This is a genomic window from Pseudoalteromonas aurantia 208 (genome assembly GCF_014858725.1).
In the GTDB taxonomy this organism is placed as follows: domain Bacteria; phylum Pseudomonadota; class Gammaproteobacteria; order Enterobacterales; family Alteromonadaceae; genus Pseudoalteromonas; species Pseudoalteromonas aurantia.
Window position 1 is genome coordinate 291,406 of sequence record NZ_AQGV01000011.1, and the last position, 13,609, is coordinate 305,014.

Consider the following 13,609-nt stretch of genomic DNA (forward strand, 5'->3'; position numbering starts at 1 on the left):
ATTTATATATTATCCCTGCAAAATAAAATATTCTCAGCATGGAAGCATCTAAATAATGACTGTTTTACGATTTTTTTTGCTCGCGTTTAGTTTCTTTATACCACTTTTTGTCCAAGCCGCAGGGGTTTGTGATGTTGTTGAAGTCGTTAAGAACGTCAACGTGAGGAACTCACCGCATAAAGCCGGCGAAAAGCTGGGCTATATTAAAACACCTCAACGGTATGTCGTTAACGATAGCTCAGGTAAATGGGCGTCAATTTACTTTGGTGAGACGGGGGGATGGGCTTACGCACCAGGGTACTTGAACCATGTTGAATCGAGTTGTGTACGCATTACCAATGTAACATCGGGTGTTAATGTACGCGCTGAGGCGTCTTCATCCAGTGAAAAATTAGGTCGTGCAAATAAAGGCTCGCTCAGAGTTGTTAAAGCGACTCATGGTAATTGGCAAGAAATTTGGTTTGCTGGTCGCACGGGTTTTATTCATAAAAATTATTTAGAAACCGCAGATGAAGCATTTGACGTTACCTCTACGCCCAGTTTAACAACCAAGCCTCTTACCGCCTATGAATATGCGATCACAACCAGTGACCCTTTAGTTGAATATCAATTAGACAGTGGGCCGAGTGGGATGTCACTCGTATCGAATAAGATAGTTTGGACGCCAAACTCAGACCAAGTGGGTGAGCATGGCGTTAAAGTGATTCTGACATCACTTACCAATCGTGTTCAGGTCAATCATGAGTTTACCTTAACCGTAGAGCCTGTTGAGCAATATACGGCCTGTGATGCGGTAGAGGTGATCAAAGGGGTTAATGTGCGGGTTGGCGCAGGTAGCAATTTTGAAAAAATAGGCTATTTGACAAAAAATCAAAAATATAAAATGCTTAACAAAGCAGGCAGTTGGTATCAAATTTGGTTTAATGAGCAAGCTGCATGGGTGTATGGCAAAGGGTATTTAAAACAGTTTCGTGCATCATGTACAGATAGTGTCAAAGCCAAAAAAGCAGAAGTATTTGACCTAGATAATCGCTCTTTTACTCCGCCACATTACGCCAGTGTGGGTTCTCAATGGGTAATTAAAGGGGCAATTGGCGAGTATTTTGAAATATTTTATAACGCAAGCACGGCACTCATTGAAAAAACGGCATTTTTAGACCCCGCAGTTGATGCCAAAATTATCAGTAACCCCGTCACTGAGTTGTTTGCTCATCAATATTATGCATATCAAATAGCGCTAAATGTCTCTCTTTATACCAGCACGCTCTCATTAGTTGAGGCGCCTGTTGGCATGACCTTATCAGCCACAGGCTTGCTGCAATGGTATCCGGAAGAAGGCAATATTGGTACGCACACTGTTGGTCTTGAATTAACCTCTGAAACAGGGGGGGTGAGTGCTCAAACCTTTAGTGTAAATGTGAGTGCGACGCCTACAGCTGAGCATACCTGTGAAGCAGTGACACTGAAAAGAAACTTGAGTATTAGAACAGAGTTAAACGATCCGAATATTGTCGAGTTTGTAAAAGGTGACAGGAAGTATCTAGTCAAAGAGCAGCAAGGTAACTTTTTGCATATATTTGACGGTTTTCCGTTAGGCTGGGTGCATACCCGTGAGGTTAAACATCGATTTAATACGGACTGCGCCAAAGTTACCAAAGAGGGGGGGACAGGGTATAGAGAAGCAAATGTAAACTCGTCAAAAATGTTTCCACTAGATACCGAATGGCAATTTTTTAAGCTTAAATCTGATGATGAATGGACCCAGTTTGGTCAGTATAACTATTATGATGCGTTCGAAAAAGGCTGGCTGGAAAACCAATATGTGTCTGTGACTCAAGGAAACGTACCTGTTCAGTTTCTTGATAATCGGGTTGAGGTTGGACAGACCGTTCAGCGTGATATTCAGCATGAGGTACGCCAAGGTGACGTGTATGTATATCAGCCGGTATTAAATAAATACATAGATAACCCCCATTACCAAATACTATCGGGAAATGCAGGGTTGGCGGTTGATCAGCACACTGGAGAGTTAAGTTGGTTGGCGCCAAGTGATGATATGGGACAATTACAAAGCGAGGTCCTCGTTCGTGATGAACAAGGTTACTTTGATGTGTTGCAGTTTAACGTTGATGTAACAGCTGATTCGAGCCAAAGTTGCCAAGTGGTTGAAGCAAAAGATGTCACTGCAAATGGGGCAGCCGTATTCGCCTCAAGTACATCACAAAGTGGCGTGGGCAACATATATACCCGGCAATACTATGTAATAAAAGAAGCCTCATCAACGCGCTATGAAATTTACTATGATGAGCAGACTCGATGGGTCGATAAAAACACCGTTCAAGTAACCTCAAGCAAGCACTGTGTTAAAAGTTATGGGACCCGACAAGTTAAAGATGGTTACTTTAACTTTGACAGTGCGGTATTGGGTAATATTCATTCAGGTTCTTGGTGGGCGGTGAGCGGATCAGCAGATGAGTCACATCAAATTAGCTTTAAAGGCCGAGCTGGCTGGGTGCAAAAATCAAGGCTGTCAAGTATCCCGCCGCTTGCAAAAATGAATTTCATTGGCTCAGCAAAAGAATATCAGCCTATTTACTTAGACAGTATACAGAGCCAAGTCACGCAAAATGGCTTTTACGTAACGTATCAGTGGCGGCTTGATGGAGAACTGATCTCACGAGACGGTTTTCATACGCTTTCAGGTTTGCGCGCGGGAGATTATCAGTTATCACTGACTGTGATAGAAAAGGGCCGCTCAGATACAGTTCATCAGCAGTTTAAGGTGCTACCCGCAAATATAGAGCCACCCAGTATCACCTCAATACCACAGTATGTGGCGGTTATTGGAGAAGCATATTTATACCAAGTTACGGCAACGGAACAGCCAACAAGCTATGAGCTGTTGAGTGCACCTGATGGTATGTATGTCACAGACAGTGGTCAATTGGTGATGCAAACACCAGGTGGCGAGCCTCAAGAGCAAGTGAGTTTACAGCTGAACTTTAGCAATGACGTGTCACTGATCCACAGTTATAGATTAAACACGGCGCAAGATAACTCGCCACCGACCATTTATTCGAGTCCCACGACCGATGCCCAAGTGGGAGTAGAATACCGATATGCTGTGAATGCCCGAGACGCTCAGGTATTTAGCCCTTATATGTATTTAAAGTCAGCGCCGCATGGCATGGCGATAAGCAATGGTAATAAAGTTGTTTGGACGCCAAGCGCCAGTGATGTGGGTGATGTTGCTGTTGAATTAGTGGTGACTGACGGTCATATGGAGGCACTACAAGCGTTTACTATAACGGTACGTGTGGGCGCCGACTATGATAACGATGGTATCCCAGACACAATCGATTATTGCCCTGAAACACCTGACAGTGAAGCGGTTAATGAATTAGGGTGTAGTGATGCACAAATGGCATCACAGCATAGTCAAGATTATTCACAAGTGCCAAAAACAGGTAGCCACGTGTCGTATGGCACCTTTGACGATGGGTTTTATCAACGCGGGGTGCAACACACCTTTGAACGAGAGACCGAAAACGTTATAAAAAATACCGTAACTGGGCAGTTGTGGGCGGATATTGATTCAGGTTTGGGGGAGGTGAAGTGGCAAGAGGCGCAAGATTATTGCCAGAATATGCAATTAGATGGCCATTCAGATTGGCGCTTACCCAATCGATTCGAGTTGTTTTATTTATTAGATAGGTCGCAGTCAGGATCATACCTACCAAAAGCCTTTAATGCTTTGTCTCAACACACTTTTTGGGACGGAGTCATTACAGAGTTCAACATGACGGTAGGTAGGTCAATTCGCTCTGCGTTTATTATTGATACCCAAAAAGGCAACTTTGACTCATGGAATGATGTTGAAACGAGTAGTGCAGGTGTGATGTGCGTGCAAGGCAAGCAGGAATTTATACAGGATACAGGGCGTTTTTCTGGAGGGCGTTACGATAATACCAGTCGGCTTTTATGGGAAGGTGACGACACCAGTCGACCCACCAGTACAGTGCAGCGTACTTGGCATGAGTCGGTTAATTATTGTGAAAATCTAAGCTTGGCAGGGTTTGATAATTGGCGTTTGCCCAATGTAAATGAAATATTCAGTCTGTTTGGACTTTACTCTCGAGGCGAAGTAATAGGCTATATTTCTGAATTTAGTATGTGGACTTCTACCGCCAGCTTATACAGGGAAAATAACGTTGACACGTTACATAGAAATAATCGCAAGTACTTGTCACTAAACCCTAAAGATAAAGATGCAACGAGAGCGGAGATTTATGATCAGCATGGCTACGCACGATGTGTGACCGACTTTCCAGAGCCTGAAATACAAGTTGATTACCAACCCGTCCTGTATTTTGGTGACGCGCTCACCTTTAATACCGAAGGTTCAACAGTGAATGGTCACGCCACCACGGTAACATGGGCGTTAAATTGTGGCGAACAAGACTGCCGCCGAGCCATTACAGATGAATCAACCAATAAATTTCCTGATGTGGGCCAATATAGCATTGAGGCTCAATTTAAATATCATGGCTTGATTTATACGCGTAGCTACCCACTTACGGTAATGCGCAATGAGCAAAATACACGACCAACGTTATCAGCCGTGGAGGATATAAACACACGGTTTGAGCGAAAGTTTCTTTATGGGGATTTAGGGGACGAGCTGCAATTTGAGGTAACGGATGACAACGTAAGGCACCTTCCATGTAAGGACGTTACAGCATGCGATTTGCCCCCTGTATGTGAATCATCTGTGCTGTGTGATCAGTATACCAGCATTGAGGTTGTAGAGTGGCCCGACAATATCACCTTGGGACATCCATCGATCGACGGCCCGTTTAATAGTCCGAGAAAGTTTCTTAAACCTTTAGAAGGCAATTCATTTGCAAGTTGGGTTAATTACCGAATTCAAAACAGAGACGCTGACTTAACGACTCAGATGCGAGTGAGGGCGTTTGATGGCCAAGATTATTCCGAGGTCGTGACGGTTAACTTTGATTTACGACGGGATCTAGTCGATAGCGCGCTGCCTGATATGGAGAGGATTCATCCGTTGGGTCGTGCTGTTTCAGTGGTAAAAGGAGGCAGCTATACGTTACAACCAAAGCTTGCCGACGTCAGTAATGATTTTGAAATTACCTATGTTGATTTAGAGACCAACGAACGAGTAACCCAGCGTACCCTTGAATTACGCAATTTAACTAAAACCAAGCGCTTTAACGTTGAAGTTAAAGACCTGCATTTTAATACCGTCACAGAATCACCCGTCACAATATTTGTTATTGACTATAAAGCGCATGTTGATGCGCATATTGGTGCAGGGCAGATCTTTATAACCAGTGAGGGCAGCGCAAACACTGCCCAATGGTATTTGAATGGCGTATTACTGCCAGAGCAAACATCAAGTTCACTGCGGTTGACCCTTGGTGTTGGTACTCATGAACTTAAAGTAAGCGTGACTGACTCTGAAGGCGGGCAGTACACTTATATAATAACGGTTACCGTGCATGACTGGCCTGAGCAAGTGCTGCCTGAGCAAGTAATCGCAATTGACGGAGAACAAAAGTATATCAGTGTCGATAAGACACTCAGTAGGTTTGATGGACTCACTTACGAATGGCGAGTCGATGGGCAGCGTGTCACTGATGGTCACACCAGTGTTTATGCTTTTCAAGCATCATTGGGCAGCTATGATGTAACGGTGAAAGTCGGGAATGATAATTCTAAAACTTATAGCACGCGGGTGATTGTGGTACCCGCAAAGAAAAACTGGCCTCTTGATTTATTAAACCCTGAGTATGAATTTGTTGGGCAGGAACCGGTAGAGATTAAAGCTAAAGCGTACAGCGAGTTTGAAAATTACCACTACGCATGGAAAGTGAACAAAGACGTAATTGATACCCAAGGCGCTAATGCGCTGATATTTGATTACCCGTTTGGCACGTATCAACTTGAACTGACGCTGAGCTCACCGTATGGCAATGGGCAAAGCAAGGTGTACAGGGCACAAGTAAAGGTGGTATCTGAACTACAGTGGCCAGCACAATTACTAGATACACATTACTTCTTTAGCGAAGATCAAGCTGCGGTTGTGCGTATTGACCGAGCAAATTTACCTGAAGACGCCCAGTTTACTTGGTTGGTGGATGCAACTGAAGTTGCGCAAAACACCACTGGTGAGCTGCAATTGCAACTTGAGGCAGGCAGTTATGAATTAGCGGTGACGGTGACTTCTTTGAGCCTGAGCCCGGCATCAAAAAGCTATACGGCGCAGCTTGAAGTTGAAAACGATGCAGTGTACTCAGCCTGCTACCCAACGAAAGATTTGACCGATGATGAGTTAAAAAATACCGTGCCAGAGAACGATATTCCATGGGTTGGGGGCGGCTATGCCCGTGTTGAGGATATTGAACGCGGTTTTAATTATGCCAGAAAAATAGATTCCACTGTCACCGCTAAGTTGAAACTGCCGCAACAGTCTCGGTGGGATAGCATGAGTATACATGAGCAGGCACTGTACATCTTAAATGCTGAACGAATTGCGCGAGGGTTAGCGCCACACCATGCAATTTCCAATGAACTCAATATCGTTTCGCAAACGTATGCCCAGTATTTACTTGATAATAATACGCTTGGTCATATTCGAGCGCATGATAACGCCACAGTGGTTGACCGTATCGTTGAGCAGTTAGGTGATATTAATCAAATATTACCTCAGCGCTGGGGAGCCGGTGAGGTGATTGTTGCTGACCAAGCAAGTACCACCAGCAGTGAAAGCATAGCGAAGGCACTGTACGTATTTTTATACCAAGATAAATACACGTACAGCCCAAATCCCGATAGTTTTGGCCCACCTTGGGCGCATCGACAAGGGCTACTTATAGGCATGAAGGGGGCCAAAGGAGTCATAGGCCTAGGTATTGCAAAAGGTCTGTATACCCTGTCAGGTCAGCAATGGTTCGCAAATCTGAGTGTATTAAATACGGTGTATTATCACGCCCCGAGTTGGCCTTCAGAGCTTGGTACACTGGTAACAACCGATGTGAGCGAAGCAACGCGCTGTGCGAATACCAGTATAGAATTGCCGCACGATGACTTATTAACCGGCATTAATGTTTACCCAGAACGCGTAGACCTAGTACCAGGTATGACCCAGCAGCTCACTGTGATGGGAACGTATAACAATGGGGAAACCAAAACGCTTGATATATTAACTGACTTAGAAGGTCCGGCTCAAAACATATTTAGTTTTGCCAACAATGTGGTGACCGCAAAGCAAGCGGGTACGACAGAGCTGGTGATAAGAGCCGGTGATGTGCTGTCGAGCCCCATTGAAATTCAGGTTGGCGAGCCCACAGTGCGTGATGAGAAAGTGAGTGGTTTTGCCAAGCAATACCAGCATTTAATTGCAGATAACGCCACGATAAAAGACTTTCCAGAGTCGATGATGGCCATTTACAACGGCGTGATCACCAATAATGCAGGGACACCTTTGGCCGGTGCAACCATTGCTTTTGCGGGCTCTCCTGAATTTGGCAGCGTTAAAAGTAATGCGCAAGGCGCATATGCGATTGCAGGACGGGCGGGAAGCGTGTCGATTGAGGCTTCTATGGTGGGTTATCTCAGGGTGCAAACTACCTTGGTTGGTGACAATTTATCGTGGAATCATGTATCGACAATATCACTGCAAGCCATAGATCAAAAAGCCACCACCATTACGCTGTCAGAGCACATCGCACACCGCCACCAATCCACGCCAGTTGTTGATGAGTTTGGTGAACGTTCTACCACATTGGTGTTTGATAATGTGACACAAGTCACGGTTAAAAACCCAAATGGAAGTCGTCGTCAATTAAATAAAATAACGGTCCGTGCGACGGAGTTTGAGAAACCGGCTTCCATGCCGGGGTCATTGCCTGTTGAAACTGCATTTACGTATTGTTCAGAGCTTGATATTGCTGGCGTAGCTGACAATGAAACGGTCGAGTTTGATCAACCTGTTGCCATGTATGTTGATAACTTTTTGAACTTTCCGGTCGGAGAGTTGGTGCCAGTGGGCTACTACGATCGAGTCGAGTCTAAGTGGAAGGCCGCCGAAAATGGGGTGGTGGTTAAACTACTCGATAGTAATAACGATGGCGTGATTGATGGTGCTGATTACACCGGAGATGATGTGGCGGATGATATTGATGGTGACGGAGAAACCATTGATGAAGTCGCAGGTATTGAAAACTACGAAGCCGGTAAAACCTACTGGCGTGGGCAAATGCGGCATTTTACGCCGTATGATTTCAACTGGTCAGCCAATTCAGATGGCGCGCCGCCGACAGAGGTCGACATTTTAGAAGGCGACGACAAAGAGGTTGATGAAGACAACGACGAATGCGCCGCCGTTAGCTCGTATATTAAACCTAAAACATTAGAGTTGCATGAAGATATAACCGTGTTAGGCACGGGTATGACATTACATTATAACAGTGCGCGTACCTCTGACTATCACCATATTATAAAAGCCAATGTGAGTGACCTATCGTTGCCGCAAGGGGTGAATAAAATACACGCTGTGCTGGAAGTGGCAGGGCACCGTTTTGAACAGTTACTTGATGCGACCATCATGCAGCAAGTTACCTTTAAATGGGATGGGCTGGATGTTCAAGGCAATGCGGTTAAAGGTGAAATAAAAGCCAAATTACGAGTGGGTTATGAATATACCAGCCAATATTTAAGTGCAGGTAATATTGCTCAATCGGGTTTAAGACCAAATCAGGAATCCCCTCGTTGGGCGCAGTGGGGAGGAGATTCACTGAATGTTGCTGGCAGAGAAGCACTAATAAAGTGGTCGAACTCAGTGGTGACCTTATATGCAGCACCGGAGAGTGACATTGCCAACGGCTGGAGCTTGTCAAATCATCATAGGCGTGACCGTGTTGGTAACCTGTATTTGGGTGATGGTGAAATTGAAAAAGCGCCCGACAGCTCAACCATTGTGGATACTGGGGTGACGCTGAGTGTGGTTGATGGTGATGATGGTTTTTATACCTCAGTGAGTAAACCACTTGATTATACGGTTACAACAGAGGGCCATATACTCGACAACAACACGCAATTAATGTGGCAAGCCGCCCCGTCGACTGGGCTTTATACCAAAGCGGCAGCCAGTGCGTATTGTGATGCGCTCCCTGATCGTAATAATAGTTATTGGCGACTGCCAAGGTTCACCGATATTTTATATACCGTCGATAAAAGCGGCAAAGAACGCGATATTTTTGTGTATACCATCAATAGCAGTTTAGCTAATACAGCAAACACTATTTGGTTGGAGGACTCATTAGATCAAGCGCAAACACATAAAGTACTGTGTGTGGCAGGGCAAGAGGTTGGGCTCGAACGCACGGGGTCTCCGTTAAAAAGAAAGCCAGCATTAGAGCTGGTGGATAATCGCGCCAACGCCATGCAATGGCAAGATACGCCCGACAATGTGGGCGGGCAGCATACTTGGCGTGAAGCAATCAATTATTGCGAAGATTTAACCCATGCTGGATTCTCTGATTGGCGCTTGCCGACGGTGAATGAATTTATAAAAATGGGTGCAAATAATCTCTTTTTTGGGATGACTGCGTTTGCCCATGAAGATGTCAACGTCGCAGATGGTGAGAACGAAGATTTATGGCACCCTTATGTTGATTGGCGAAAACTCTACTGGACATCCACCCCCAATATTGGAGCGCCTGAATTAGAGGCGTGGGCGGTAGAAATGAGTGGCTTTGGCTATCATGGTTATTCGCAGCAAGATGAGCTTGCCAATGTACGCTGCATACGAAAAGACTTAGACAGTAAAGCCAGCCAGTATCACTTTAACAAAGCCAATCAGCATGTGAGCACGTTAGATAAAGAAACCGGCAAATTGCTACTGACGTTTGAGTATGCTGAGGCACATAATAAGCTGAATGCCATTGTTGACCGATTTGGTAATACCTTACGTATTGAGCGTGATGACGCGGGTCAAGTGACGCAATTGATAGCCCCTTCAGGGCTAATAACCACATTAGAGATTGATGAGCAGCATAATTTAAAACGTGTTGAATACCCCGATGGCAGTATGCACCAATTTAGTTATATTGGGCAGTTACTAAACCATCAAATAGACCCCAATGGTAACGTGTTTGAGCGCTTTTTTAATGCCGATGGGCGCATTACGCGCAGTGAAGACCCTGAAGGCGGAGCATGGCGTTATTACAGTGAGCTCAGTGCCACAACCGGGGAGTTCATTTATGGTTATACCACGGCGCAGAATAATCGTTTTGAAATAACTGAGTCAATCAATGACGGGGCTAAGCAAGTCTCCACTCGCCGACTCGATGGCACCACAGATACGTTAACAGCCAAAGGCCTTGGTTATATCCATCAGGTGGGAGGCATGTCCTATGAAATGGGGACGGCAGGCGGAGGCTCACCGGTATATTACACCGTTAAGTCACCAGGGGGGATCAAGATTAATGCCGTGATGAGGCGCTTTAGCGAAAATAATATCAGCGGTTTAACCACTGAAACCAATGAACGTAAAGTGATTGAAAGCCGGCATTACAAGCAAGCGCAAAAGTTTGTGAGAAATACCAGTTTGGGCCGCGCAACCACCACCTATTATGACCCGGATACCTTGCTGACTACCAAAACCCAGATTGATGGATTTGCCGCGACCCATTACGAGTATGATGGCTATGGCAGAGTAACCCGAGTATCACAAGGTGAGCGTAGCAGCACATATAGCTATGATGACAGTGCTCAAACAGGCCCCGGATTTTTAGCGTCGGTTGTCAATAGTGAAATGCAACAAAGCGATTTTAGCTATGACCAACTCGGGCAAGTGATAGAAACCTTACTATCGTCAGGAGGGAGTGCCTCGCAGCGTACCGCATTCAGTTATGATAAAAACGGCAACGTGAATGGGGTAACCGCAGATGGTCGCAGCCAACATAGCTTTGCATTTGACGGCAATAACCAAGTTGTTGCGTCGCAGCCCCCTGTGGCGGAGAACCTGACGAATACCACCATAAGCTATGTTTATGATACCGACCGCCGTATTCAAGAATATACGCGTGCAAGTGGCGATAAGTTAACCTTTATTTATGGGGAAGGGGTCGATAGGCTTGAGGCGATTAATATGTCGCAAGGGTTATACGAATATCAGTATGATACGGCGGGTAACCTGACCCAAATTGATGCACCCAATGGCAGCCAAACGGTGTATACATATGATGGTTTAATCGTAAAAGAAGCGACTTGGTCAGGTGCGGTGTCGGGGCATTATGGGGTCACCCATAATACCCATGGTTTAGTAAACAAAGCCTGTATAAATGCTGATGAGTGTATTGAATACAAATACGATGCGGATGGCTTACTAACCCAAAGTGGCGCTATATCATTAACGCGCGCCAGTGACAAAGGCGGCGCAATAACGCATAGCACACTGGCAGGGCTGTCACATGCGTTAACGTACAACCAATATGGTCAGGTAAGTGCGCAGCATTTTGAGCATGACGCAACCACCTTATACTCAAGTGATTTACAGTTTGATACCGTTGGCCGCGTGACGCATAAAGCACAGCAGGTACTTGGTGTTGATGAGGTTGTATTGTATGAGTACGATGACGTAGGGCGATTAGCACAAGTCACACTCGGTGAGGATGTTACCCGTTATGACTATGACAGCAATGGTAATCGTCTTTCTGTAGAACACGTTAGTGCAGCTGGGACGCAAAATCGAGCGGCGCGCTATGATGCACAAGACCGGTTAATTGAATTCGCGGGCTGCCAATATAGCTACAGTGTTGATGGTGAGCTGGCCACTCGTGAATGTGGTACAACTACGCACAGTTACACCTATACCGTGTTCGGCAACTTGCAAGGGGTGGAGGTGTCTGACAATGGCACGTTGGTAAAACAAATCACCTACCAAATAGATGCCGAACATCGCCGCGTAGGCAAGCACCTTAATGGCGAGTTTGTGGCAAGCTTTTTATATGCCGGAGGCTTGAACCCGATTGCGCAGCTCAATGACGCGGGCGAGGTGGTTGCCAGGTTTGTATACGGGTCTCAATCACATGTGCCTGATTACCTAGAACGTGATGGCAAGCAATACCGTATCATAACCGACCACATAGGCTCAGTGCGTTTGGTGGTTGATGTGGCGTCATCAGAGGTTATGCAAGCGCTCAGTTACGATGCCTTTGGGGTGGTACTCAGTGATAGTAACCCAGGGTTTCAGCCCTTTGGTTTTGCGGGGGGATTGTATGACCATGATACGCAGTTAGTGCGTTTTGGCGCGCGGGATTATGACGCCGCCACGGCCCGCTGGACAGCCAAAGATCCAGTGGGGTTTGCAGGAGGAGATACCAACCTGTATGCTTATGTTGGTAGCGATCCGGTCAACTTTATAGACCCAACAGGGCATGTTGCATGGCTTGTTTTACCCGCGGTAAAAAGCTTATATGGCTATGCAGAAGATGTAGCATGGCAAATGTTGGTGGAAGGCAAATCGTTTGGGTGTGTAGACCAGCAGAGCGCACTGGCATCAGGGCTTATGAATGCCTTGCCAGCGGGTATGGTCGCGAAGTATCTTGGGAAGGTTGGGAAGGGAGCTACAAATGTTGCTCAATTTGAAAAGTATCGTTCACTGTTAGCCGCTAATGAGATTCTTGCCGCGAAAAGAGTAGGCTCAGCATTAAGAAAATCAGATAAAAACCATTTATCTGCAAGCTTTTTGAGTAAAGAACAATTAGCATCGGGGAAAGTCTTTCCTCTTAAAGGCAGTGATAACGTGCAAAGAACACTTCTCCAAACAAAGGGCAACTTAGATGGTAAAGTTGGTGTCTTTGAGTATATTTTGGAGCCAAATGGACAAGTTTCTCACCAGTTATTTAAAAAAGGAAAGATAAATGGCATCCCGACCAAAATTACACAATAAGGCAAAGTAAAATGGGCTATTTAGTAACGCTTCCAACGTACGAGTTTGCAGTTAGATTAGCAAGTTATTCTTGGGGGGAATTGTTATCAGCAGTAGAGCGCCAGATTGTTTCTCGGCAATTTGTGATTGAACATGCCATGGCAGAATTAATTGTTATGGAAAAATATCCAGATGCATTACTTGAGTTGGCATCTTTGAATAAAGGTGATGATATTCATCCGTATATAGACGACCTCGTGGAAAATGAAGTGTCTGTCTCTGATGTGGATGAAAAAGTATTATTTTTAGTTCTTTCTTGGCTTTTTGAAACTAAAGAGCTCTATGATGAGCCATTAGCTATAGTTGAGGAAATTTATGCTGACTTTGATTATCCCGAGTGTATTAGTGGTTTTATACGTTATATGCCATCAGAAGAGCCAAGTTTAGGAACTGTAGAAGAGAATAAACTTAGGTTAATAGGTAAATGGGAAAGCTATATAGATGAGAAATATAGAGAGTACAATTCTTGATACTTTCTTATAAAGAGGTCGAGTCACTTACTTTACAGTATCTCCTCATAAATAGATAAAATAACAAGGGCTATCTAAGGCCCTTTTTGTTTTTAGCATTAAGCAGAGTAATAAAATG

The 13,609-nt window shown here is 45.1% G+C and carries 2 protein-coding genes; both read left to right on the plus strand.

The window, feature by feature from the left end; genetic code table 11:
* Window positions 1-55: 55 nt before the first annotated feature.
* Window positions 56-12,982 (plus strand): Lcl domain-containing protein, encoded by a 12,927-nt coding sequence (locus PAUR_RS03880; protein WP_192506504.1) that lies wholly within the window; start codon window positions 56-58, stop codon window positions 12,980-12,982.
* A gap of 11 nt (window positions 12,983-12,993) precedes the next feature.
* Window positions 12,994-13,491, plus strand: coding sequence for a DUF2247 family protein (locus PAUR_RS03885; RefSeq protein WP_192506505.1), 498 nt, complete (start codon window positions 12,994-12,996; stop codon window positions 13,489-13,491).
* Window positions 13,492-13,609: the final 118 nt, after the last annotated feature.